Source organism: Pantoea folii (assembly GCF_056678875.1).
This window is the reverse complement of the sequence record NZ_JBWXON010000028.1, coordinates 25387-49653: the sequence shown is the minus strand read 5'-3', so window position 1 is coordinate 49653 and position 24267 is coordinate 25387. Positions and strand designations below refer to the sequence as shown.

At 54.2% G+C, this 24267-nt stretch carries 26 protein-coding genes and 2 tRNA genes; 18 read left to right on the top strand and 10 right to left on the bottom strand.

The genetic code is table 11. The annotated features are described in order from the left end of the window. Window positions 1-237: 237 nt before the first annotated feature. Complete coding sequence (gene cycA / locus AC1MDE_RS24330; protein ID WP_034820322.1) at window positions 238-1629, top strand: D-serine/D-alanine/glycine transporter; 1392 nt, start codon at window positions 238-240, stop codon at window positions 1627-1629. Between the two features lie 41 nt (window positions 1630-1670). Here cycA and AC1MDE_RS24325 read toward each other — a convergent pair whose 3' ends face one another. Both AC1MDE_RS24325 and rutR read right to left on the bottom strand, forming a co-directional pair. Continuing rightward, window positions 1671-2645 carry a metal-dependent hydrolase gene (locus AC1MDE_RS24325; RefSeq protein ID WP_480345154.1) on the bottom strand — a complete coding sequence of 325 codons (975 nt, stop codon included), beginning with the start codon at window positions 2643-2645 and terminating at the stop codon, window positions 1671-1673. Between the two features lie 23 nt (window positions 2646-2668). Then, complete coding sequence (gene rutR / locus AC1MDE_RS24320) at window positions 2669-3304, bottom strand: HTH-type transcriptional regulator RutR (RefSeq protein ID WP_034820328.1); 636 nt, start codon at window positions 3302-3304, stop codon at window positions 2669-2671. 297 nt (window positions 3305-3601) lie between these two features. Between rutR and rutA the strand changes: the two genes are divergently transcribed. From rutA to rutG, 6 genes are read left to right on the top strand one after another with little or no spacing between them, the layout of a single operon-like run. Further along, window positions 3602-4693, top strand: a complete 1092-nt coding sequence (gene rutA, locus AC1MDE_RS24315) for a pyrimidine utilization protein A (protein ID WP_058959634.1) — start codon at window positions 3602-3604, stop codon at window positions 4691-4693. Next, entirely contained in the window at window positions 4693-5403 is a 711-nt protein-coding gene (gene rutB / locus AC1MDE_RS24310; protein WP_480345153.1) for a pyrimidine utilization protein B, read from the top strand. The genes rutA and rutB overlap by 1 nt, the downstream gene beginning before the upstream one ends. 44 nt (window positions 5404-5447) lie before the next feature. Beyond that, the gene (gene rutC, locus AC1MDE_RS24305) at window positions 5448-5843 is read left to right on the top strand and encodes a pyrimidine utilization protein C (protein ID WP_058959636.1); all 396 of its coding nucleotides are present in this window, start codon (window positions 5448-5450) and stop codon (window positions 5841-5843) included. Next, on the top strand, window positions 5843-6658 hold the full coding sequence (rutD, locus tag AC1MDE_RS24300; RefSeq protein WP_479414615.1) for a pyrimidine utilization protein D: 816 nt from the start codon (window positions 5843-5845) through the stop codon (window positions 6656-6658). The genes rutC and rutD overlap by 1 nt, the downstream gene beginning before the upstream one ends. A gap of 4 nt (window positions 6659-6662) precedes the next feature. Then, window positions 6663-7184: an NADH-dependent FMN reductase RutF gene (rutF, locus tag AC1MDE_RS24295; protein WP_479401012.1), complete on the top strand. Its 522-nt coding sequence runs from the start codon at window positions 6663-6665 to the stop codon at window positions 7182-7184. Window positions 7185-7229: 45 nt separating this feature from the next. Next, window positions 7230-8555, top strand: coding sequence for a pyrimidine utilization transport protein G (rutG, locus tag AC1MDE_RS24290; RefSeq protein ID WP_058959639.1), 1326 nt, complete (start codon window positions 7230-7232; stop codon window positions 8553-8555). On the opposite strand, the gene AC1MDE_RS24285 is transcribed toward rutG, so the two are convergent. Both AC1MDE_RS24285 and AC1MDE_RS24280 read right to left on the bottom strand, forming a co-directional pair. Then, window positions 8552-9466: a DMT family transporter gene (locus AC1MDE_RS24285; protein WP_160868262.1), complete on the bottom strand. Its 915-nt coding sequence runs from the start codon at window positions 9464-9466 to the stop codon at window positions 8552-8554. The genes rutG and AC1MDE_RS24285 overlap by 4 nt on opposite strands. Before the next feature lie 111 nt (window positions 9467-9577). Continuing rightward, window positions 9578-9742: a con-10 family general stress protein gene (locus AC1MDE_RS24280; protein ID WP_071845623.1), complete on the bottom strand. Its 165-nt coding sequence runs from the start codon at window positions 9740-9742 to the stop codon at window positions 9578-9580. Window positions 9743-10053: 311 nt separating this feature from the next. Here AC1MDE_RS24280 and wrbA point away from each other — a divergent pair, with 311 nt between their 5' ends. The 3 genes from wrbA to AC1MDE_RS24265 are packed head-to-tail and all read left to right on the top strand — an operon-like array spanning window position 10054 to window position 12331. Continuing rightward, window positions 10054-10653 (top strand): NAD(P)H:quinone oxidoreductase, encoded by a 600-nt coding sequence (gene wrbA, locus AC1MDE_RS24275; protein ID WP_480345152.1) that lies wholly within the window; start codon window positions 10054-10056, stop codon window positions 10651-10653. Between the two features lie 20 nt (window positions 10654-10673). Further along, a complete protein-coding gene (locus AC1MDE_RS24270; RefSeq protein WP_038647733.1) occupies window positions 10674-10904 on the top strand; it encodes a YccJ family protein in 231 nt (76 codons plus the stop codon). A 53-nt stretch (window positions 10905-10957) separates the two neighbouring features. Further along, a complete protein-coding gene (locus AC1MDE_RS24265; RefSeq protein ID WP_058959655.1) occupies window positions 10958-12331 on the top strand; it encodes an NAD-dependent succinate-semialdehyde dehydrogenase in 1374 nt (457 codons plus the stop codon). 48 nt (window positions 12332-12379) lie between these two features. On the opposite strand, the gene agp is transcribed toward AC1MDE_RS24265, so the two are convergent. The 3 genes from agp to AC1MDE_RS24250 all read right to left on the bottom strand — a co-directional run bounded on the left by agp (window position 12380) and on the right by AC1MDE_RS24250 (window position 14469). Continuing rightward, a complete protein-coding gene (agp, locus tag AC1MDE_RS24260) occupies window positions 12380-14002 on the bottom strand; it encodes a bifunctional glucose-1-phosphatase/inositol phosphatase (RefSeq protein WP_201785662.1) in 1623 nt (540 codons plus the stop codon). 256 nt (window positions 14003-14258) lie between these two features. Beyond that, window positions 14259-14346 (bottom strand) — tRNA-Ser (locus AC1MDE_RS24255). A gap of 35 nt (window positions 14347-14381) precedes the next feature. Further along, window positions 14382-14469 (bottom strand) — tRNA-Ser (locus AC1MDE_RS24250). 224 nt (window positions 14470-14693) lie between these two features. Between AC1MDE_RS24250 and yccA the strand changes: the two genes are divergently transcribed. Both yccA and tusE read left to right on the top strand, forming a co-directional pair. After that, the gene (yccA, locus tag AC1MDE_RS24245) at window positions 14694-15350 is read left to right on the top strand and encodes an FtsH protease modulator YccA (RefSeq protein ID WP_034820380.1); all 657 of its coding nucleotides are present in this window, start codon (window positions 14694-14696) and stop codon (window positions 15348-15350) included. Between the two features lie 100 nt (window positions 15351-15450). Further along, window positions 15451-15777 carry a sulfurtransferase TusE gene (gene tusE / locus AC1MDE_RS24240; protein ID WP_038647738.1) on the top strand — a complete coding sequence of 109 codons (327 nt, stop codon included), beginning with the start codon at window positions 15451-15453 and terminating at the stop codon, window positions 15775-15777. On the opposite strand, the gene yccX is transcribed toward tusE, so the two are convergent. Next, the gene (gene yccX, locus AC1MDE_RS24235) at window positions 15778-16056 is read right to left on the bottom strand and encodes an acylphosphatase (RefSeq protein WP_058959657.1); all 279 of its coding nucleotides are present in this window, start codon (window positions 16054-16056) and stop codon (window positions 15778-15780) included. 82 nt (window positions 16057-16138) lie between these two features. On the opposite strand from yccX, the gene rlmI reads away from it, so the two are divergent. Further along, the gene (rlmI, locus tag AC1MDE_RS24230; RefSeq protein WP_058959658.1) at window positions 16139-17329 is read left to right on the top strand and encodes a 23S rRNA (cytosine(1962)-C(5))-methyltransferase RlmI; all 1191 of its coding nucleotides are present in this window, start codon (window positions 16139-16141) and stop codon (window positions 17327-17329) included. A gap of 58 nt (window positions 17330-17387) precedes the next feature. Next, window positions 17388-17705 carry a heat shock protein HspQ gene (hspQ, locus tag AC1MDE_RS24225; RefSeq protein WP_034820407.1) on the top strand — a complete coding sequence of 106 codons (318 nt, stop codon included), beginning with the start codon at window positions 17388-17390 and terminating at the stop codon, window positions 17703-17705. Window positions 17706-17737: 32 nt separating this feature from the next. Here hspQ and AC1MDE_RS24220 read toward each other — a convergent pair whose 3' ends face one another. Beyond that, window positions 17738-18160: a CoA-binding protein gene (locus tag AC1MDE_RS24220; protein ID WP_034820410.1), complete on the bottom strand. Its 423-nt coding sequence runs from the start codon at window positions 18158-18160 to the stop codon at window positions 17738-17740. Window positions 18161-18335: 175 nt separating this feature from the next. Between AC1MDE_RS24220 and AC1MDE_RS24215 the strand changes: the two genes are divergently transcribed. Beyond that, window positions 18336-18962, top strand: a complete 627-nt coding sequence (locus AC1MDE_RS24215; RefSeq protein ID WP_058959659.1) for a YccT family protein — start codon at window positions 18336-18338, stop codon at window positions 18960-18962. 67 nt (window positions 18963-19029) lie between these two features. Beyond that, complete coding sequence (locus AC1MDE_RS24210) at window positions 19030-19491, top strand: methylglyoxal synthase (protein WP_034820416.1); 462 nt, start codon at window positions 19030-19032, stop codon at window positions 19489-19491. A gap of 3 nt (window positions 19492-19494) precedes the next feature. Here AC1MDE_RS24210 and helD read toward each other — a convergent pair whose 3' ends face one another. Beyond that, window positions 19495-21549, bottom strand: coding sequence for a DNA helicase IV (gene helD / locus AC1MDE_RS24205; RefSeq protein WP_058959660.1), 2055 nt, complete (start codon window positions 21547-21549; stop codon window positions 19495-19497). 123 nt (window positions 21550-21672) lie between these two features. Here helD and AC1MDE_RS24200 point away from each other — a divergent pair, with 123 nt between their 5' ends. Both AC1MDE_RS24200 and yccS read left to right on the top strand, forming a co-directional pair. Then, entirely contained in the window at window positions 21673-22116 is a 444-nt protein-coding gene (locus AC1MDE_RS24200) for a YccF domain-containing protein (RefSeq protein ID WP_479398230.1), read from the top strand. A gap of 12 nt (window positions 22117-22128) precedes the next feature. Beyond that, window positions 22129-24267 carry a YccS family putative transporter gene (gene yccS / locus AC1MDE_RS24195; protein WP_480345156.1) on the top strand — a complete coding sequence of 713 codons (2139 nt, stop codon included), beginning with the start codon at window positions 22129-22131 and terminating at the stop codon, window positions 24265-24267.

The following is a 24267-nucleotide window of genomic DNA, read 5'->3' as shown; positions in this document are numbered from 1 at the left end:
AAATGGAGAGATAACGCAGAAAAGGCTTAATTGCTGAAGATTTACGCAAATTCACCGTGGATTATGCCATGTAAATATTTACTGACAGAGTAAACCCCGCAAAAGGTCACAATTGTAAAAAAACAATTACCGAGAGTTGCAACCTTTCCACTATCTTATGCCACTTGCCCTATCAAACGGCACGTTATCTAACAGCCAGTAGAGCTGACACAACATCAAAACAGGAAAGATATATTTATGGTTGATCAATCCAAAGAGGCGCTTGTTGAGGCTGAACAGCCGGATAAGCTCCAGCGTAATCTGCATAACCGCCATATCCAACTGATTGCCATCGGTGGCGCGATCGGCACCGGGTTGTTTATGGGCTCAGGTAAAACTATCAGCCTGGCCGGCCCCTCGATCATTTTCGTTTATATGATCATCGGCTTTATGCTGTTCTTCGTGATGCGCGCAATGGGCGAATTGCTGCTCTCTAATCTCGAATATAAATCCTTCAGCGATTTTGCCGCCGATTTACTCGGCCCATGGGCGGGCTATTTTACCGGCTGGACTTACTGGTTCTGTTGGGTGGTGACGGGGATTGCTGATGTGGTGGCCATTAGTGCCTATTTCCAACTCTGGTTCCCCGACTTCTCCATCTGGATGAGTGCACTGCTGTGTATATTTGTGTTCCTGGCACTCAATATCGCGACGGTGAAATTGTTTGGTGAGATGGAGTTCTGGTTCGCGATTATTAAAATCGTGGCGATTGTTGCCTTGATCGTGACTGGCATCGTGCTGGTGAGCATGCATTATCCTTCGCCCAGCGGCAGCGCGGCAGCCCTGAGCAATATCTGGGATCACGGTGGTATGTTCCCGAAAGGATTGAGCGGCTTCTTTGCTGGCTTCCAGATTGCGGTGTTTGCCTTCGTCGGCATTGAGTTAGTCGGCACGGCCGCAGCGGAAACCAAAGATCCGCACAAGGTGCTGCCACGTGCGATTAACGCTATTCCGGTGCGTATCATTATGTTTTACGTTCTGGCACTGCTGGTGATCATGGCGGTGACGCCGTGGAATCAGGTCATGCCGGACCGCAGCCCCTTCGTTGAGATGTTTGTGCTGATCGGATTACCCGCCGCCGCCAGCATCGTTAATTTCGTGGTGCTGACTTCTGCTGCATCATCCGCCAACAGTGGCATTTTCTCCACCAGCCGTATGTTGTACGGTTTGGCAGAACAAGGCGTGGCACACAAAGCATTTGGCCGCCTGTCGGCACGCGCGGTTCCCACTACCGGGCTGTTTTTCTCCTGCTTCTGCCTGCTGTGCGGCGTTGCGCTGATTTACCTGATCCCCGATGTGATGACGGTATTTACCATGGTCACCACGGTATCGGCGATTCTGTTTATGTTCGTCTGGACCATCATCCTGTGCAGCTACCTGGCTTACCGCAAACAGCATCCGCAACGTCACGCTGAGTCGAAGTTCAAGATGCCGCTGGGCAAGCTGATGTGCTGGGTGTGCATGGCGTTCTTCGCCTTTGTGATTGTCCTGCTGACCTTGCAGGATGATACTCGTCAGGCGTTAATGGTCACGCCGCTGTGGTTCGTCATTCTCACCATGGGCTGGTTGTTACGTCGTCGTAAAGCCTGATAACCCTGCCAACAAAAAGCCCCGAAAATTCGGGGCTTTTTTTATAACCTTTCGCGTAGTTTATGCCATGCCTGTACCAGTGAAGGCCGCACCGAAGGCTCTCTTTCTGGTGCCGGTTCGGGAACATGTGCCGATCCCAGATTGAAGGTGAAGGTGTAATTGGGCGCTTCTCCCATCCTTAAATCCGAAATCAAGGTCTCTTCACCCTGCTGGCGCATGGCGTAAAAGCCATGGCTGAACCACGCCACTCGCTCGGCATACCAGTCGCCTTTAAACGCATCGAACAATTGCGGGTGGCGCGGATGCCAATGAATTTCCAGTGCTCGATCGGGTGACAACAGTGACCAATAGGCCTCACCGTAACGATCGGGGGTCATAATTACGGTTCGCCACACCAGAGTATTAAATGCCGTTGGCGTCACCAGCACCTGCTGCGGCTTGATGGATTGATCAGTTAAATCACGATCGATATGCTGCCTCGCCACGCCCTGCACCACCATGCTCCAGCCAAGATACAGCGTACTGATCAGCAAACCCGCCTGATTCCAGCGCAGTCCGACTCCATCACGCCGCCATAGCGCCACCCCCAGCGCGATCAGCAACGGCAAGGTATACAACGGGTCGATGATGTACATGCTGCCAATCGCGTAGGGGAAATCGGTAAACGGCAACCCCAGCTGCGTGCCGTACACCGTTGTCAGATCAAGCAACGGATGCGTGATCAGGGCCAGCCAAATTGCCAGACACCAGCCGCGCCAGTGGGAGCGACTGCGTGTTGCACCTGCAATCAGCCAGGCCAGCAGAGGCGCAACTAGCGTGAGCCATATCAGCGCATGACTCTCAGTTCGATGCAGCGTCATATTGCGAATCGCATCGCCATGATCGATAAATACATCCAGATCGGGCAAGGTGCCGGCAATCGCACCCACCAGCGCCGATTGCCATAGCGGCACGCGCTTGCCCATCACCGCGACGGTGATCGCCGCGCCCAACGTCAGTTGTGATAGCGAATCCATGCACTCTCCTGGCTAAAGCGGGATCAACGCACGCGGATCCCTTCAATAATCATGCGCTGAACATTCTCCAGCGTTTGCTCGAAAAATTCCGGGTCACTCAGGGTCTGGCCGGTGATCGCCTCAACTTGTGACGCAAAATCCGCGTAATGTTGCGTGGTGGCCCACAGCAGGAAAAACAGATGCTGCGGCTGTACCCCGGCTAACCGCCCTTCCGCAATCCACTGCTCGATGATCGCCGCCTTCTCATCCACCAGCGCTTTTAAATCCCCGGCCAGTTCACCTTTGAGTAACGGCGCACCCTGGAGCATCTCCAGACAGAACAAGCGCGAGGCTTGCGGGTGATCGCGCGACACCTCCAGCTTAAGACGGATATATTTCCGAATGGCGGTCAGTGGGTCCTGATCGTGGCGCAGTGCGCGCAGTGGAGCCAGCCAGACATCAAGGATCTCCTTCAGAACCGCGATATACAGCACCTCTTTTGAGGGATAGTAGTAAAGCAAATTGGTCTTGGAGACATCGGCACGCTCTGCCACTTTATCGAGACTGGTACCGTGAATTCCGAACTGCGAGAAGAAGCTTAACGCCGCTTCCAGTATCGCAGCCCGTTTTGCGGCAACGGCACGTGAACGTCGGCCCGGTTGTTTTTCATCGCTTTTCACACTGTTACCTCTTCAATCCTGCCTGTTCGCATCATAACAAAGCCCCTCTTTCCTGCCTAATCGCTCTCCCTGCACCTTTTTTGACCACCGCGCGCATGAAAAACGTGCAAAAAGTTTTGACCAAACGGTCTGATTTAGACCAACCACTCCACTTTCATCCTTCCATGGTTTTTAACACATTGTTGTACAAGGTATTTAAAAATGTGGCACAGGCTTTGCAATTTTGTGACTGAGCGCCGCGTGCAGGAAGCAGTGCAGCGCGTAAAGCAATGCCCGTTCAATGCAGAGAGGTTTCACATGAAAATTGGCGTATTTATCCCGATTGGCAACAATGGCTGGCTCATCTCCACCCATGCGCCGCAGTACAAACCGACTTTTGAACTGAATAAAGAGATTGTGCTGAAGGCCGAGCATTATCACTTCGACTTTGCGCTCTCGATGATCAAACTGCGCGGCTTCGGGGGTAAAACCGAATTCTGGGATCACAATCTCGAATCCTTCACATTGATGGCGGGGCTCGCGGCGGTGACCTCAAGAATTGAAATCTATGCCACGGCAGCCACTCTGACGCTGCCCCCAGCAATTGTGGCGCGCATGGCCGCCACCATCGATTCGATTTCCAATGGTCGTTTCGGTGTCAATCTGGTCACCGGCTGGCAGAAACCCGAATACGAACAGATGGGATTGTGGCCGGGTGATGAATACTTCTCCAGCCGTTACCAATACCTCACCGAGTACGTCACCGTGCTGCGCGATTTATGGGGCACCGGTCAGAGTGACTTCAAGGGTGAATTTTTCACCATGAACGACTGCCGCGTGAGCCCGCAACCGCAGAAACCGATGAAGGTGATCTGCGCCGGTCAGAGCGATGCCGGCATGGCGTTCTCCGCGCAGCATGCCGATTACAACTTCTGTTTCGGTAAAGGGGTCAACACGCCTACCGCCTTCGCCCCGACCGCCAGCCGCATGAAAGTCGCAGCAGATAAAGCCGGACGGGATGTCGGTTCCTATGTGCTGTTTATGATCATTGCTGCCGAAAGCGACGAAGCCGCACGCGCCAAATGGGAGCATTACAAAGCGGGTGCTGATGAAGAAGCGCTTGCCTGGCTCACCACACAAAGTCAGCAGGATACCAAGTCCGGCAGCGACACCAACGTGCGTCAGATGGCCGATCCCACATCAGCCGTGAACATCAATATGGGCACCTTAGTGGGTTCATACGCCAATGTGGCACGAATGTTGGATGAAGTCGCTGAGGTTGACGGCACACAGGGCGTGCTTCTGACCTTCGATGACTTCCTGCAAGGTATTGAAGATTTCGGTGAGCGTATCCAGCCATTAATGCAGTGTCGTCAAAACGTTATCACTTCGCAGAAGGAGGTTGCCTGATGAGTACCGTGACTTGCGCCCATACGTCGAGTTTGTCCAATATCACCCTGCCCGCCCGACCAGAAGCGATTGCACTGCCGTCGACGCAAAGCGCCTTGATCGTCGTCGATATGCAGAATGCCTATGCCACCGAAGGGGGTTATCTGGATCTTGCTGGCTTTGATGTCTCCGCCACAAAACCAGTGATCGCCAAAATTCATCAGGCGGCAACCGCGGCGCGCGCCGCTGGCATGCAGATTATCTGGTTCCAGAACGGCTGGGATGACCAATACGTTGAAGCGGGTGATGCCGGCTCGCCTAACTTCCATAAATCGAATGCACTGAAAACCATGCGTAAGCACCCGGAGTTACAGGGCACGCTGCTGTCGAAAGGCGGCTGGGATTATGCGCTGGTGGATGAACTGGTGCCGCAGGCAGGAGACATCGTGCTGCCCAAACCGCGCTACAGTGGCTTCTTCAATACGCCACTCGATAGCATGCTGCGCAGCCGCGGTATCCGCCACCTGGTGTTCACCGGCATTGCCACCAACGTGTGCGTTGAGTCGACACTGCGCGATGGCTTCTTCCTCGAATATTTTGGCGTGGTGCTGGAAGACGCCACTTATCAGGCCGGACCGGCATTTGCCCAACAAGCGGCGATTTTCAACATCGAAACCTTCTTTGGCTGGGTTAGCGACACGGACACTTTTTGTGAAGCTCTGAAAGCTTAGGGTCCATCTCACCTGCAAAACCATAACGATAAGGAACTGCGACGATGCCTAAAAGTGTGATTATTCCTGCCGGCAGCGGCACCCCGATTGCGCCCTTTGTGCCAGGAACCCTGGCCGATGGCGTGGTGTACGTGTCAGGCACGCTACCGTTCGATGCCAGTAACAATGTCGTCCACGTCGGCGATGCCGCGGCACAAACCCGACACGTACTGGAAACCATCAAAAAGGTGATCGAGACCGCCGGTGGCAGCATGAGTGACGTCACTTTCAACTCTATTTTCCTCACCGACTGGAGCCATTACGCCGCGATTAACCAGGTCTACGCCGAGTATTTCCCCGGCGACAAACCCGCGCGCTTTTGCATTCAGTGTGGATTGGTTAAACCAGATGCGCTGATTGAAATTGCCAGCGTCGCGCACATCGGGCCGCAGGAGGCGTAATGCACCTTGAGATTCATGGTTTAACCGCTGCCGACGCGCCAACACTGGTGCTGTCGTCCGGCCTGGGTGGCGTGGCGGGCTTTTGGCAACCCCAGCTGGCGGCGCTCGCTCCCCATTATCGCGTGGTGACTTACGATCAGCGCGGTACCGGTCGCAGTGCCGATACGCTGCCTGAAGGCTACAGCATGGCGATGATGGCCGCCGAACTGGCTGAGCTACTGGCGCAGCATGACATTCACCATTACGACATTATTGGCCACGCACTGGGTGGCCTGATTGGCCTGCAGCTGGCGCTGGATTATCCCGATCGTGTCGGCCGCGTCGTGGTGATTAATGGCTGGCTCTCGTTGGATCCTCACACGCAACGCTGCTTCCAGGTGCGGCAGGATCTCCTGCTCAACGTGGGCGTTGAAGCCTTCGTGCGAGCGCAGCCACTGTTCCTCTATCCGGCTGAATGGCTGGCGCGCCATCAGGCGCGCATCACCGCTGAAGATGCCCATCACGTGACCCATTTTCAGGGCATGGAAAATCTGCTGCGCCGCTTGCATGCATTAATGAACAGTAATTTCCGTCCGTATGCGGCGCGGATTCATCAGCCTGTGTTAGCCATTTGTAGCCAGGACGATTTGCTGGTGCCGTGGAGCTGCTCTCCACAACTGGCCCAGGCGCTGCCGAATGGCAGTCTGATTGAAATGCCGTGGGGTGGGCATGCGATGAGCGTGACCGATGCCGATAAGTTTAACGCTCTGCTGCTGCGGTGGCTGGCCGAAACGGCTGCACCTGCACAGCGCGCCGCCAGTTTAACAGAGGAGTGAAACCATGAGTGTGCATGAACTGCCGCTGCTACCGAATGTAGATCGCGATGCTTTCCGCCATGCCATGGCACGACTGGGCGCGGCGGTCAATATTATCACCACCGACGGTCCGGCTGGTCGCGTCGGATTCACTGCCTCAGCCGTCTGCAGCGTGACGGATACGCCGCCCACTTTGCTGGTGTGTCTGAATCGTTCGGCCTCAGTCTGGCCGACCTTTCGGGACAATGGCTATCTGTGCGTCAACACCCTGGCGGCCGGTCATGAAGATCTTTCGACACTGTTTGGCGGGAAGACGCCGATGGAACAGCGTTTTGCTGCGGCTAACTGGCACACGCTGGCCAGCGGTTCACCGCTGCTGGAGGGTGCCACCGTGTCGTTCGATTGCAAAATCACCCAGGTGGTCAGTGTTGGCACACACGACGTTTTGATGTGTGAAGCACTTGCGCTAGTACGTAACGATGATTCCCATGGCCTGGCGTGGTTTGACCGTGGATATCATCACCTTTTACGGCAGGACGCCCGCTAACGCCGCTCTGCGCGGCCCGGTTCCACCGATATCCTGGAGAAAACGATGGCGAATTCCTGGTTCCCCCGCTGGCAGAAAAAGTCAGCCATGACCGAAGATGGGCTGATTGCACCGGATGAAACCCTGCCGTTCGGGCAGACGTTTGTCATGGGCCTGCAGCATGCTGTAGCAATGTTTGGCGCGACGGTGCTAATGCCGTTGTTGATGGGACTCGACCCCAACCTGGCGATTCTGGTTTCCGGTATCGGCACGCTGCTGTTCTTTGTGGTCACTGGCGGACGCGTGCCGAGTTATCTTGGATCCAGCGCCGCCTTTGTCGGGGTGATTATCGCGGTGACCGGATTCAACGGCCAGGGGTTGAACCCCAATCTGGCCCTCGCGCTGGGCGGAGTCATCGCGTGTGGCGCACTCTATACACTGATTGGCTTGATCGTAATGAAAGTCGGCACGGGCTGGATTGAGCGCCTGATGCCACCCGTCGTCACCGGTGCGGTGGTGATGGCGATTGGCCTGAATCTGGCTCCGATCGCCGTGCACGGTGTATCTGCATCGATGTTTGACAGCTGGATGGCGGTGATGACGGTGTTATGCATTGGCGTGGTTGCAGTCTTCACACGCGGTTTGGTTCAGCGCTTGCTGATTCTGGTTGGCCTGATTGTCGCCTGGGCGATCTACGCCTTGCTCACCAATGTGTTTGGCCTCGGTAAGCCAGTCGATTTCAGCGGTGTCGCCAGTGCGCCCTGGTTTGGTTTACCGCACACCACCGCACCGGTGTTTGATATGCAGGCGATAGTGATGATTGCCCCTGTGGCCATCATTCTGGTGGCTGAAAACCTGGGGCATATTAAAGCCGTCGCCGGTATGACGGGACGCAATCTGGATCCCTGGATGGGACGTGCGTTTGTCGGGGATGGCCTCGCCACCATGCTGTCAGGTTCAATGGGAGGCAGCGGCGTGACAACTTACGCAGAGAATATCGGCGTAATGGCGGTGACCAAAGTCTATTCGACACTGGCGTTTGTCGCGGCAGCAGTGATTGCGCTGATACTCGGCTTTTCACCGAAGTTTGGTGCCTTGATCCATACCATTCCCGGCCCGGTGATTGGCGGTGCCTCTATTGTCGTATTCGGCTTGATTGCCGTGGCAGGTGCGCGGATCTGGGTGCAAAACAACGTTGATTTCAGTCAGAACGGCAATTTGATCATGGTGGCCACCACGTTAGTGCTGGGTGCTGGTGATTTTGCTTTAAAGATCGGCAGTTTTACCATTGGTGGGATTGGCACCGCGACTTTCGGTGCCATCATTCTTAACGCCATTCTTAAACGTCGGGGCGCCGCGCTGGCAGGCCAGGCGGCACGACAACATCCTTAAGGCTCCAGCGGTGCCTGCTCAGGCACCGCTTTCTTGCGGCGAAGTCGTAACTCGCTGACGATGACCCCACAGACGATCAGCGCACCACCCAACAGGGCTGCGGCCGGTAAACGTTCACCTGCAATCCGTCCTACTACCCCTGCCCAGACCGGTTCACCCGCGTAAATCACTGTGGCACGTGTCGGTGACACGCTGCGCTGTGCCCAGTTCATTGTCACCTGAATCAGTGCACTGGCCGCACCCAGACCCAGCGCACTTAACAGCAATGGCGTTGAGATCGTTGGGATCGATTCGCCATTAGGGATCATAAAGACAAAAGCGCAAGCCGATGCGACCATCAGTTGGATCAGCGTCACGCGACGCACATCAACCTGGCCTGCAAAGCGACTGATCAGAATAATTTCAGCCGCAATCGCCAGTGTACTGAGTAACGTCGCTATCTCGCCCGCGTTCAACGTCAGGCTACCGTCTTGTGGCCCGGCCACCAGCACTAAACCGGTAAACGCCAGCATAATGCCAATCCATGCCATTAACCCTGGCGGACGGCGCAGAAATACCCATTGCAGTAACGGTACCACCGGCACATACAGCGCGGTCAGAAACGCTGACTGGCTGCTGGAGATGGTTTGCATCCCCCAGGTTTGTAAGCCGTAGCCACCCGCAATCGACAGGCCAATCAGCGCACCGGCTTTCACTTCGAGCCATGTCATGTGTTTCAGGTAGCGACGAAAGAAGAAGGCCAGCAATAGCGATGCCGTGGCAAAGCGCAGCCCCACAAAGAAAAAGGGACCGGAATGTGCCATCGCCCGGTGCACCACCAAAAAGGTGCCACCCCAAACCATGGTAATGAAGATGAGAACGAGTTCCTGACGCGTAATACGCAGGCTGAGACGGGAGTTTGAAGCAGACATAATGCACCAAAATAATCGATTGGCGATCATTTTTGCCTGGTCAGGAGGGGAAAAGCAATCTTTGTTACCGCCGGGATAACCCGGCGGAGGGGGGAATCAAACACAATCACATTATTTCTTGCTGCGACTGCGTCCCCCTTTTTCACCTGCTTCGGAAGCGCGTTGCGGGTCATTCCTGAAATTACCGCCGCTATTTTTTCCGCCTTTACGACCGGCTTCCGCGGCTCTCTCGCGGTCTTCCGCGAAATTGCCTGATCCTCCACGATGTTGTGCCATCATTTCCTCCAGGGATTGAGCATCTGTGGTTAGGCCTTTTCATCCAATGTGGTGAAAAGCAAGGCGGCGGAGTATTCGCGCCACCTGATAAAAGGATAGCCAGGCCAGTCTGATATTCGGCTAATATTCATACTTTGAAACATATAATTCACTTATTTTTCTATCATAAACCAGATTAACATCCAGCTTACAAGCGGTTAGCCCGGCAAAAAGCGCAGCGCTAGACGTACCCATCTATCCTCCCTTCCGGCACCTTACGCAGTCTCTTCTATACTTCTGAATACTCATCACCCTCAGCAGGATAGAAAACCATGGCAAAAGTTTTGGTGCTTTATTACTCAATGTATGGACATATCGAAACCATGGCGGAAGCCGTGGCTGAAGGCGCAAAGAGTGTGAGCGGTGCGGAAGTCACCATTCTTCGTGTACCGGAAAGCATGGATGCGGAGAGATTTGCGCAGGTGGGCGGCAAGGTGAATCAGCCAGCGGCTGAAGCAAAACCTGAAGATTTAACCCAATACGACGCCATCATCGTGGGTACGCCAACCCGCTTTGGCAATATGGCCGGTCAGATGCGTAATTTCTGGGATCGCACCGGCGGATTATGGGCCTCAGGCGCGCTGTACGGCAAACTCGCCAGTGTATTCGCCTCTACCGGCACCGGTGGCGGTCAGGAACAAACCATCACCTCCGTTTGGACCACCCTCGCCCATCACGGCATGGTTATCGTGCCTATCGGTTATGGCACCAAAGAACTTTTCGATATTTCTCAGGTTCGGGGCGGTACGCCTTATGGCGCCACCACGATTGCTGGCGGTGATGGCTCACGCCAACCGTCAGCAGAAGAACTGGGAATTGCCCGCTATCAGGGCCAATACGTCGCCGGACTGGCGGTAAAACTGCAAGGATAAATCCACAACAGGAGACCTTTATGGCCACAGAACAGTCGAAAGCTCACCACGTGGGCGAATGGGCCACGCTGCGCCACACCTCACCTGAAATTGCTGAAGCCATTTTTGAGGTGGCGAATTATGACGAACGACTCGCGGAAGAAATCTGGCGTCAGCAAGGTAGCGACGATGTGCTGCTCCGCGCTTTTGATAAGACCGATCAGGACGTTCTGACGTGGGACGACAAAACAGTCGAGCGTAAAAACGTTTAACACGCAGGCGGGCATGTCCCGCCTTTGTCATTTTTTCTGCCAAGGAGCCCTTTATGTCAGCCTACCAAAGCATCAACCCGGCCAATAATCAGTTGCTGAAATCCTGGCCTAATCACGATGACACCTATATGCAGCAGGCACTCAGCGCGGCTGACGAACTCTACCACTCTACGTGGTGTAAAGGCGATATGCAGCCACGTCTGCAGGTGCTGCACCGACTGGCCGATCTAATTGATCAGCGCGTTGACGAATTAGCTGAGATTGCCAGTCGTGAGATGGGCAAGTTAATCGGGCAGAGCCGGGGGGAAGTAAAAATCTGCGCGCAGATCGCTCGGTACTATGCCGAACATGCGGCTCACTTATTGCAGGCACAACCTTATCCCAGCACGGTGGGCGATGCCTGGCTTGAGTATCACCCGATTGGCGTAGTGGTCGCCGTCGAGCCCTGGAACTTCCCATATTACCAGCTGATGCGCGTGCTGGCGCCGAATCTGGCACTGGGAAATCCGGTGCTAGCGAAACATGCCAACATTGTGCCGCACTGTGCGGATGTCTTCGAAAAACTGGTTGAAGAAGCGGGTGCGCCAAAGGGGGCGTGGACCAATCTGTTTGTCTCGAATCAACAGGTCGCCGATCTGATTGCCGATCCGCGCGTGCAAGGTGTCGCGCTGACGGGCTCTGAACGTGCCGGTAGCGCCGTGGCGGAACAAGCAGGTAAACATCTAAAAAAATCCACGCTGGAGCTAGGCGGCAATGATGTATTCGTGGTGCTGGACGATGCCGATATCGACGAAGCCGTGCGCCAGGGCGCGCAGGCGCGATTAAGTAACTGTGGTCAGGTATGTACCGCAGCGAAGCGCTTTATCCTGCACGAAAAAATCGCGACGGAGTTTATGGCAAAGTTTAGCGCGGCCCTGCAATCAGCTAAACCGGGGGATCCACTGGATGAAAGCACCACGCTGGGTCCGCTTTCATCGAAAGAGGCTCGCGACCGTTTAGTGAAACAGGTTGAGGATGCGGTTAAGCAGGGTGCGCATGTTGAAGTGGGCGGAAAAGTGATAGAAGGCGTGGGTTGTTATTATCAGCCGACGATACTGACTGGCCTCACACCGCAAAATCCCGCCTATTACCAGGAGTTCTTTGGACCGGTGGCACAGGTTTATGTGGTGGCTGACGATCGCACCGCCATTGCACTGGCCAATGATTCGCACTACGGTCTGGGCGGTTCAGTGTGGACGCGCGATATTTTGCGTGGGCGCAACATGGCATCGCAGATCGAGACCGGTATGGTGTTTATCAACTCTCAGAGCGATACCGCCGCGGAGTTGCCGTTTGGTGGCGTGAAACGCTCAGGCTATGGACGGGAGTTGTCCGATCTTGGCCTGAAGGAGTTTGCGAATCAAAAACTGGTGGTCGTCGCCGGTTAACGGAAATAAAAAACCCCGTCGCGACGGGGTTTTTTCATTACAGCGACGTTAGTTGCTGGCAGGAGCGGCTTTTGCTGCCTCACCTTCCGGCTTGGCTGGCGTCGCATCTGACTGCGCTTTCTGCGCTGCGGCGGCATCGGCTTTCGCTTTGTCATCCGCCGCTTTCTGTGCGGTGGTTTTCTCAGCTTTCGCTTTATCCTCTGCGGCTTTTTGGGCAGCCGCTTTGTCAGCCTTCACTTTCTCTTCAGCGGCTTTAGCATCAGCCGCTTTCTGCGCAGCTGCTTTGTCCGCTGCGGCTTTGTCGGCGGCCGCTTTATCTGCAGCGGCTTGATCCGCTTTCGTTTTAGCGTCGTCATTGGCGGCAGGAGGCGCTGGTTGTGCCGCTGGCTGTGCTGCTGGAGCCGGAGCAGCCGGCTGCAGCGGGGTACCCTGCAGTGCAGTATTCAACGCGGTAGCAAACTGATCCCAGCTGCAGTAGCCGTTGGCATCGGCATCACAGCCTGCCAGTTGCAGCGTGACACGCTTCGGCGGGTTTTTCAGGCTCAGCACATCAGCATTGCGCAGTTGCTCTGCGGTCTGATAAACGTATTCCACTTTCAGCAGATCTTTGTTGTTTTTAGCATCGTGCCAGCGCTCAAACACCACCTGGCCACCGATGGGCGTTTTCTCATCGTTACCCGGCAGCTCGTATGGCTTAACCTGCAATGCGCTCAGCAGCGAGGCAATATTCGAATCATGCCCCACCATCACTGTGACTTTCGGTGCGTTCGCTTTGTCCTGGTCCACTAGCTGGCTGCGGATGTAATCCACCAGCGGTGCGGCCACTTCACGCGCGACATCGGGAGAAGTGAACAGCGCATCCTGATAACCATTTTTGATTGCCGCGAGGGATTTCCACTGCTCAGGGGTTTTAATCTGGCCCCAGGCCACCTGATCGGCCGGGAAACCTTCGTAATATTGCAGCGTGAAGGCATCAACCAGCGAATTGCCGATTTTCAACGGTCCATTCACGTTAGGCTCTTTGCCATTTTCTGCGCTGAAGGTGTTGTCACCGCCGCTCAGATCACACTGTTTTTTGCCGTTACAGGCCGGTGCCGATTTGTAATCAACAATTTTTTCTAACTGCTGGAAAGCCGGTTTCAGCGCCAGCTTCTCATTCGCAGCCGTCATCGCCGCCAGCGCTTTCTTATTGAATTCGTCGCTGCCGTCCGTGATCACCGGATTAAAGATAGGATCCATGGTGCCCATCGCATCCTGATGCGTCACGGAAATATCACAACCCGGGAAAGCGCCAGTAATGAAGTATTGCGCGGTGGCGACCGTACGTTGCAGGCTGTTGGCATAGACAAAGATGTTGCTGCTGTCCGGGCAGGTGCCGCTTTCCACCAGACCCTGTTGTGCCAGCCACTGACGGGTATAGTTACCCATGTAGACTTCCAGCACGCCGCCTTTGGTGGTTAACTCGCCGCCGGGCACATCCCACTGCGGCCAATTCTTCTTGGTGGATTGTTCCAGCACGCTGCCGTTGTTGGCTAACGGTGCACGCAGATTGTGACGGCTCAGCATCAGCACTTGCTGTAACTGCATATCTCCATCTGCCGCGTAAGCAGACATACCGATCGGGAGCGCAGCGATAACTGACAACGCGCAAAGACTCAGTTTCTTGATCATTGTGCCTATTCCATAATTCATCAGTGAAACACTCTGGCATTCAAACGATTAGCTCGCCATTGAGCGAATTACCGCACAGTGTAACCCAGCTTGCCTCGGAAAATCGCCAGATGTTTACAAAAACCGTGAATGGAATATAGCAGTAAACGCGCGTGCCGTCGGTTAACGGCAGCAGATTGAAAAGCAACGGGATGTTTTTCGGAATTCCGGAACGCAGAAAAGCAAAAAGCCCGCATTTCTGCGGGCTTCTTTAATATGGCGGAGGAACAGAGATTCGAACTCTGGGATGGTTTCCCATCGACGGTTTTCAAGACCGTTGCCTTAAGCCACTCGGCCATCCCTCCGGAAATCTTTTTGTCACTTCACTCTGCAAGAGTGATGGCGGAGGAGGAGAGATTCGAACTCTCGGATGGTTTCCCATCGACGGTTTTCAAGACCGTTGCCTTAAGCCACTCGGCCACCCCTCCGCAATGAGGCGCACTATAAACATCCCCCCGAACGATGTAAAGCGCGGATTGAATCGTTCGCCTGAAAAACAGCCAAAATCCATTTTTTCGCTGTCAAAATCACCATTCTGCTCAGTGAAACAGCAATTTATCGCGTAAAGATGGGTAAAACGACTTTGCTGTCTGGTAGCCGTTGCGTATCCTCAGGCCATATTTGGTGTTCTCTCTCTATAATGGAGCGCATGATGGATAGAATAATTAGCTCGTCACAGCAGCAATCGCTGATCAGCACCCACAAAGTGCTGCGCAATACCTACTTCTTACTTGGCCTGACGCTGGCGTTCTCCGCGGTCACTGCCACGCTCAGCACCGTTTTTGCTCTGCCCTCTCCCGGATTAATTTTGATGCTGGTCGGTTTTTACGGTCTGATGTTCCTGACCTACCGTCTGGCGAATAGCCCGGCTGGTATTCTGGCGGCCTTCGCCTTTACTGGTTTCCTCGGTTATTGCCTTGGCCCAATCCTAAGTTCCTTCCTTGCTGCAGGCATGGGTGATGTGATTGCCATGGCGCTGGGCGGTACGGCGCTGGTGTTCTTCTGCTGTTCGGCCTACGTCCTGACCACGCGTCGTGACATGTCCTTCCTTGGCGGCATGATGATGGCTGGCTTCGTGGTGCTGCTGGTTGCGGTCGTGGCGAATATTTTCCTGCAATTGCCAGCGCTGCATCTGGCGATCAGTGCGCTGTTTATCCTGTTCTCAGCGGGTGCGATTCTGTGGGAAACCAGTAACATCATTCATGGCGGCGAAACCAACTATATCCGCGCCACCGTGAGCTTGTATGTGTCGCTGTATAACATCTTTGTCAGCCTGCTGAGCCTGTTAGGCTTCGCCAGCAAAGATTAAGCTACAGACGTAAATGTCCAAAACCCCGCTTCGGCGGGGTTTTTGCTTTTTAGCCGTTGGCGAACTTACAATACGCCGATTGATGCTGTGAGGAATGACTGTGATTTTTGCCGGTAAAGAGATCGCCACCGATGCGGAAGGCTACTTAAAAAATAGTGCGGACTGGAGCGAAGCACTCGCTGCGGTGATTGCTGAGAATGAAGCCATTGTGATGAGTGAGGCTCACTGGGAAGTGGTGCACTTTGTGCGCGCCTTCTATCAGGAGTTCAATACTTCCCCTGCGGTGCGCATGCTGGTGAAAGCCATGGCGCAGAAGTATGGCGAGGAAAAAGGCAATAGCCGTTACCTGTTCCGACTGTTCCCTGAAGGTCCGGCAAAACAAGCCACTAAAATTGCCGGTCTGCCAAAACCTGCCAAGTGTCTGTAATCAGCCAGTGGTAAATCGCGTGGGCATCGGCGTGGGTTGATGAGGTTCCACCAGCACCTTATCGACCCGTGCACTGGTTGGCCCGCCTGCTTTTAGCCAGGCGATTAACGCCTCCACTTTTTGTTCATCGCCAGCGGCCAGCACTTCAACACTGCCGTCGCGCAGGTTGTGCGCATAACCGGTAACGCCCAGTTTATTGGCCTGTGACTGGGTGTAATAACGAAAGCCTACCCCTTGCACTATACCGTGCACCCAGATTTTGTAGCACGTGTTCGCCATGGCTATCTCCCCATTGTGCGTTGCAATTTGCCGCCATCCACCGGAAAATGGCGCCTCATTTTTTCAGGTAAGCATAGCAAACATGACCGTTCGATTGATTCTCGCAAAGGGACGTGAAAAATCCCTGCTCCGCCGCCATCCGTGGGTGTTCTCAGGTGCCGTTGCCCGTATGGAAGGTAAAGCCCAGTCTGGTGAAACTATTGATGTCTGCGACAGCAATGGTAAATGGCTGGCCCGTGCCGCTTATTCTCCACAGTCACAAATTCGCGCGCGCGTCTGGAGCTGGCAGCAGGATGAGTCAATCGACATCGCCTTCTTTGTCCGCGCTTTTGAAAAAGCGCAGCAGTGGCGCAAATGGTTGGCGCAACGTGATGGCCTTGATAGCTATCGCCTGATTGCCGGTGAGTCGGATGGCATGCCTGGCGTGACCATTGACCGTTTCGGCAACTTTATGGTGCTGCAGCTACTGTCCGCCGGTGCTGAATATCAACGCCCGGCGATTCTCTCTGCCTTACAGCAGTGCTTCCCAACTTGCGCGATTTACGATCGTTCTGATGTTACCGTGCGCAAAAAAGAAGGACTGGAACTGACACAAGGCCCAGTCACTGGTGAACTGCCGCCGCCGTTACTGCCGATTACCGAACATGGCATGAAATTGCTGGTCGATATTCAGGGTGGCCATAAAACCGGTTACTACCTTGATCAACGTGACAGCCGTTTTGCCACGCGCCGCTACGCTGAAAACGCTCGCGTGCTGAACTGCTTCTCTTACACCGGCGGATTTGCCGTGTCGGCTCTGATGGGTGGCTGCCGCGAAGTGATTAGCGTGGATACGTCACAGGATGCGCTGGATGTGGCGAAACAGAACGTTGAGCTCAATGGCCTTGATCTGTCTCGTGCACAGTTCGTGCGTGATGATGTGTTCAAACTGCTGCGTCGCTACCGTGACAGCGGCGAAAAGTTTGACGTGATCGTGATGGATCCGCCGAAATTTGTTGAGAACAAGAATCAGCTGATGGGCGCCTGCCGCGGATATAAGGATATTAATATGCTGGCGATGCAGTTGCTCAACCCTAACGGTATTCTGCTGACGTTCTCTTGCTCAGGACTGATGGCCACCGATCTTTTCCAGAAAATTATCGCCGATGCCGCAGTGGATGCGGGTCGTGATGTACAATTTGTAGAGCAGTTCCGTCAGGCAGCCGATCACCCAGTGATCGCCAGCTATCCTGAAGGTCTTTATCTGAAAGGTTTTGCCTGCCGCGTGCTGTGACTTGAAAATCTGTACCCTGCCTCCATATTAGAGACAGGGCACAGTTTTGGGAGGCACCATGATTACCAGTAAATTTGGCATTGGACAGCAGGTCCGTCACCGTCTCTCCGGGGTGCTCGGCGTTATTGTGGATGTCGATCCGGAGTTTTCGCTCGATGAACCCGAGCAAGATGATGTAGCCGCCAGTGAAACGCTGCGCGCCGCACCCTGGTATCACGTAGTGATGGAAGATGAAGAAGGCGAACAGGTGCACACCTATGTTGCTGAAATTCAGCTCGCCGGTGAAACGTCGTATGAGCATCCTGAGCAACCTTCGATGGATGAACTTGCTGCTTCCATCCGGCAGCAGTTGCAGGCACCTAGCCTGCGCCATTAATGACAACGGCGACCTCGGTCGCCGTTTCAGCTTTACGACGCGATGGGCGGAATACCCAGACGCGGAATTTCAATCTTAGGACAACGATCCATCACCACCGTCATGCCCGCATCGCGCGCTAGCACTGCCGCCTGCTCATTGATCACGCCCAATTGCAGCCACAGTGTATCGGCACCAATGGCAATCGCTTCCTGCGCCACACCCCACGCGGCCTCAGCATTGCGAAACACATCTACCATATCCACTTTACCCGGAATTTCTGCCAGCGTGGCGTAAGCGGTCTGCCCCAGCAACTGCTGCCCCGCCAGTTTTGGACTCACCGGAATAACCTCATAACCCTGATCAAGCAAAAACTTCATCACACCATAGCTTGGGCGATCGGCGCGATCGCTCGCCCCTACCAATGCAATGCGTTTGGTGCGGCTCAATACATCACGAATCGTTTGATCATTCATTTTTTTCTCCTTGTTCGTTCGCCTGAGTGTAGTTGCCATTGCGTGACACAGTGCAAGCCCCTCAGATAAAAACTTTGCGCCTCAGCACGAATAAATATGTGAAAATGTAAATTTAATGCCATAATGTAATAATTTGCTACACATCACCCTTAATCCCCATCCTCCGGGAGTTGAAATGAAGCTGTCTTTGGCTGTTACGAGTTTACTCGTGTTACTCGTATCGGCATCCTGCCATGCCATCACCCTCAAACTCGATCCTGAAATCGACTTGCTGGTGCTCGATGGTCGCAAAATCTCAGGCTCGTTGCTGAAAGGCGCGGATAGCCTGGAGCTGGAGCGTGGGCAGCATCAATTCCTGTTTCGCGTTGAAAAACCTTGTGCGGATGCCACGCATTTTCAGTCGGTGCCGATGATCGTCACGTTCAATGCCAGCGCCACCTCAGTCGCGATTCGTTTACCCGTTCTGGCCAACCGACGAGAACGCAGCACGTTCGATAAGGCGCTAAATTTCCAGCTCGTTGATGAACGAGGGAATGAAATCACCAGCCTGCGCGATCGCTTACCACAGGGTAGCGATAGCGATCTGGAAAAGGCCATGCTGAATTATAACCGTACTGCCCAGGCGGCATCGGTTCCTCGCTTTGCACTGCAATCGGTGAGTGCGCCGGATGCCCAGATGAGTCTCGATTTTGCCTGGCAGGATGCGGGAGAGTTACCTTATCTGCAACAGTGGTTTCAGCGCTTTGATGCTGCTACACGCCTGAAATTTATCAGTTGGATGAAAACCTTACGCGCAAGTTGATAGTGTTGAAATGTCAGGGGTACACTCATGCCTTAAAATTAATGCATGAGAAGAAACAGGAAGCCCTATGGAGCAGACCGTTCGTACCCTTAACGTTCAGAAACACATTGCCCTCGTTGCCCACGATCACTGTAAAGCGACGCTACTGGAGTGGGTTAAAGCCAACCAGAGCGCGCTGCAACCGCATGTGCTCTATGCCACCGGCACCACAGGTAATCTGATTAATCGCCACACCGGTTTAGACGTCAACGCCATGCTAAGCGGCCCGATGGGTGGCGATCAGCAAGTGGGTGCTTTGATCTCCGAAGGGAAAATCGATGTGCTGTTCTTCTTTTGGGATCCGTTAAATGCGGTGCCGCACGATCCCGATGTCAAAGCCCTGTTACGTCTGGCCACCGTGTGGAATATCCCGGTGGCGACCAATCGCGCCACCGCGGATTTCATTATTCAGGCACCGATGTTTGCCCAGCAGTTTGAGATCCAAATCCCCGATTATCAGCGCTATCTTGCCGACCGCCTGAAAGCGTAATGTTCAGGCCTTTCGACTTTGCGGCACGCCCAATTCGCGGAAGTGTTCGACAAAAACGGAAGGCCGATCTTTATCAAACAGCATCCACACTTGCTGACGTGCGCGGGTAATCGCCACATAGGCCAACCGTCGCTCTTCAGCGTCAGGGAAATCTTCCGGCTGGGGTAATAACCCCTCTTCCATAATCGATTCACGCGCCTCAGCGGGGAAGCCATCACGCCCCTCATGCAGGCCCAGCATAATGACAAAATCTGCCTGCTGCCCTTTGCTGGCATGAATGGTCATAAAATCGATCTGCAATTTCGGCCAGCGCGTTTTGGCTTTATCGAGGATGGCAGGACGCAAATGGTGATAGCGCGCCAGCAACAGCACACGCTCTTCCGGTTTCGCATAGCCACTTAATTTATCCAGCAACGGTTCCAGTTGCTCCTGCGGCAGCAGCGTGACTGACTTCTTATTCCCCTTGCTCAGACTGTTGAGCGGCTTGCGCAGCTGATGTGGATTCTGCTGCACAAAGCGGTTGGCAATCTCACCGATGCGATCGTTGAAACGATAGGTGGTGTCCAGCACACAGCGATCGCCGTCACCAAAGTAGTGGTGGAAAGCCGTGGTCAGACTCATCTCGGCGCCGCTGAAACGGTATATTGCCTGCCAGTCATCGCCCACTGCGAACAAACTGGTGCGCTTATTCTGCTGACGTAACGCAGTCAATAAAGCGGCACGCTGTGGCGAGATATCCTGAAACTCATCCACGAGAATATGCTTCCACGGACTGATAAAGCGCCCTTTTTCGAGAATGGCAATCGCCTGATGGATCAGTCCGGAGAAATCGACTGCCCCCTCCTCTTTCAACGCACTTTTCCAGGCTTTTAATAGCGGCGCCATCAGTTTGACGCGTTTACTGAAATTATCGCGGAAATCTTCTGGTACATCGGCAATCATCGCCGCCTGCGCACCGCCGTGCATGCGCATCAGTCCCAGCCAGCGCTCCATGCGTGAGGCCAGCCGTTGCGCCAACTTGTCATCCTGCCAGAATGGGCCTTCAGCGACCTCCCACTCCAGTTCCTCCTGCAACCATTGACGCCAACCGCTCGCCTGCGCTTTTTTACTGTTGCACTGTTCGCGCCAGGTGTCGATCAGCAGTTGCCGCCGCGCCTTGCTGTCACTTTCAAGCTTGCTGATCACCGGCTGCTTATTGCTGCCTTCGCGGATGATGTGCAATGCCAGCGCGTGAAATGTTCGCGCCTGAATCGCACTCTCACCTAAGCGTTGCTGAATACGATCGTTCATCTCTTCGGCCGCCTGACGACCAAATGCCAGCAGCAGAATCTGCTCCGGCTGTGACAGCTTGCGTTTCAGCAACCAACCGGCACGTGCCACCAGCACCGAGGTTTTACCACTTCCCGCACCGGCCAGCACCAGTAAGGCGTCTTCACCGTTGACCACCGCTTCGCACTGGGAAGCATTAAGCGGTGTAGTTTCGACAGTGGAGAAAAATTCGTGGTAGTCCTTGATGACCTTCGTCGTCCATTCACGGTTGCGCTGGCGAATGGCGGTTTCACCTTGTTCTAACCACTGCTGGCAAAACTGCCAGCGCGCACGGCAATTATCAAACTCATTCAGGCGCGAAAGTGGCAGCGGTAAGGCGGAAAATTGGCGTTGAATGCTCTCCTTTACCGTAGCCAGTTCGCTGCGCTTTAACCAGCGATCCTGTTGCGTGAAGGCGATAATCTCCTGTTCCAAAGCCATCAGGACTTGTGCACTGACTTCGCTCATTTCCTGGCTCCACTGCTGCCAGGCATGCTGCAAGTAATGGAAAAAACGCTGCGTCTCCTGCCATTCCGTGCCGTGCAGGCGTACAACCTTATCTTCTGGCAAGTGAAATTCCAGCTCTCCCCAAACCATGCCGCGTTTACAGGCAATGCTGATTAATTGATTGAACGGGATAAGATATTCGTGACGATCGCCACTGACTTCCACGCCAGCGGCCAGCAGACGCACCCGATTATAGGGATGCTGAGCCAGACGTTTGCCCATTGATGTTGCTTTCAGTTCCATGTCCGCACCGTCTTGTGGAATTCGATTATCGCGCAGTTTACCTGTCAGACTCTTGGCGCTCCAGCCTTAAAACAGGCTAAACTGGGCGACACATATTGCGGATTGCAAAAGGAAAATCGTGTTATGCGCACCGTATTGAATATTCTTAACTTCGTTTTGGGTGGCGTGTTCACCACGCTAAGCTGGCTGTTTGCCACGCTTGTCAGCATTGTGCTTATCTTTACCCTGCCTTTAACGCGATCCTGCTGGGAAATCACTAAACTTTCACTTCTGCCCTTTGGTAATGAAGCGGTGCATGTCGATGTGCTACGCCCTGACAGTAAAAGCTATGTGCTGAATGCTGGCGGAACCTTCCTCAATATTTTCTGGCTGGTGTTTTTCGGCTGGTGGCTGTGTCTGATGCATATTTCTGCTGGCATCATCCAATGCCTGACCATCATCGGTATCCCCGTCGGTATCGCTAACTTTAAAATTGCCGCTATCGCACTCTGGCCCGTAGGCCGCCGTGTGGTCTCGGTGGAAGAGGCTCAGGCCGCGCGTGAAGCGAATGCGCGTCGTCGATACTAAGGCGGACAATTGATGCTTCTGAACGCGATGCCGGGATGGCGACGTTATGTGTTCAATAGCAGCCTGCGTTATTTATTGCGCATTTTCTTCGCGCTGGCAGGGTGTGCCGCCGTTCCGTGGTGGCTGCAGCAAATAGAGTGGACCATTCCTTTGACGCTCGGCGTGGTGGCGGCCGCGCTGGCCGATCTGGATGACCGATGGACTGGTCGCCTGCGCAATCTGATGATTACGCTGGTCTGCTTCTGCATCGCTTCGGTATCGGTTGAGTTGCTGTTTCCCTATCCGTGGGCCTTTGCCATCGGTTTGGCGCTCTCGAGTTGGGGCTTCATTTTGCTTGGCGCTTTGGGGCAGCGCTATGCCACTATCGCTTTTGGTGCGCTGCTCATTGCGGTTTATACCATGTTGGGAATTGGCTTATTCCCTCAATGGTGGATGCAGCCCGCCCTGCTATTGATTGGTGCGCTGTGGTACAACCTGCTGACATTTATCGGACATTTGATTTTCCCGGTACGGCCGGTACAGGAGCAACTGGCGGCCAGCTTTTCTCAGTTGGCGAGTTATCTGGAAGCCAAGGCAAATCTGTTCGATCCAGATGCAGGTGAACAGGATGATGCCAGTACCATTGCCACGGCGATGGTGAACAGCCAGTTGGTGGCGCAACTTAATCAGACGAAAACCACCATTCAGAGTCGCTTGCGCGGCGACCGTGGATCGCGCAGCACACGTCGCAGTTTGCACTACTATTTCGTTGCGCAGGATATTCATGAACGCGCCAGCTCATCCCATCTGCAATATCACCTGCTGCGCGATAACTGGCGCTATAACGAAGTGCTGTTTCGCTTCCAGCGCCTGTTGAATATGCAAGCTCAAGCCTGTCGCAAGCTGGCTGAGAGCATCCTGCTACGCCAGGCATGGCACCATGACAGCAGTTTTGAGCGCACCTTCTCCCGGCTGGAAACGGCTTTGGAACGATTACAACAGAATGACCCGCAGGATTCGCACATCCGCGCGCTATTTTGGCTGCTGCGAAATTTGCGTGCGATTGATGCGCAACTGGCCTCGATTGAGTCTGAACAAGCGCTGGCAGAACCGCCTTCCTCAGCCGATAACCATCTTTCGCGTGAAGGGCTGAGTGGATGGGCGGATATCCGGTTACGGCTAAGCCGTCATCTGACTCCAGGTTCGGCATTATTCCGCCATGCTGTTCGCATGTCCCTCGTGCTTTGCGTTGGCTACGCTTTTATTCAGATTACCGGTCTTCATCGCGGCTACTGGATTTTGCTCACCAGCCTGTTTGTCTGCCAGCCTAACTACAATGCCACGCGCCGCCGGCTTGCCTTACGTATTGGTGGAACACTAGCGGGCATCGCTATTGGCTTACCGGTACTATGGTTAGTGCCCTCTATTGAAGGGCAACTGATTCTCATCGTGCTCAGTGGCGTACTGTTTTTTGCCTTTCGTCAGATTCAGTATGCGCAAGCCACACTATTCATCACCTTGCTGGTACTGCTCTGCTTTAACCTGCTGGGCGAAGGATTTGAGGTGGCGTTGCCGCGCATTGTTGACACCCTGTTGGGTTGCGGTCTGGCCTGGCTGGCAGTGGCATTTGTCTGGCCCGATTGGCGTTTTCGCAAAATTAGCGCCGTGGCGGAGCGTACGCTGAATGCCAATTGTCGTTATCTCGATGCCATCCTTGAGCAATATCATCAGGGTAAAGATAACCGTCTGGCTTATCGTGTGGCGCGTCGTGATGCTCACAATGCCGATGCGGAATTAGCATCGGTGGTCTCGAACATGAGTAGCGAACTTAAGCTTCAGCAACCGCTGCGTGAAAACGCGTTCCGGTTACTGTGTCTGAATCACTCTTTCCTGAGCTACATCTCAGCGCTGGGCGCACATCGCGAACGGCTTTCTGATCCCGCATTGCTCAAAGTTTTAGACGATGCAGTGTGTTTTGTTGAAGATGTGCTGCAGATTGAACGCGTTAACGACAAGCAGGCAGTAGCCATGCAGCAGCAGGTGATGCAGCAGTTAAGTGATATCAAAAACAGTTCGGACGTGCAGGCGCCGCTGGTGATGCAGCAGTTGGGTTTACTGATTGCCCTGCTGCCAGAAATTGCCCGCCTGCGCCGCACATTATCCAGTCATTAA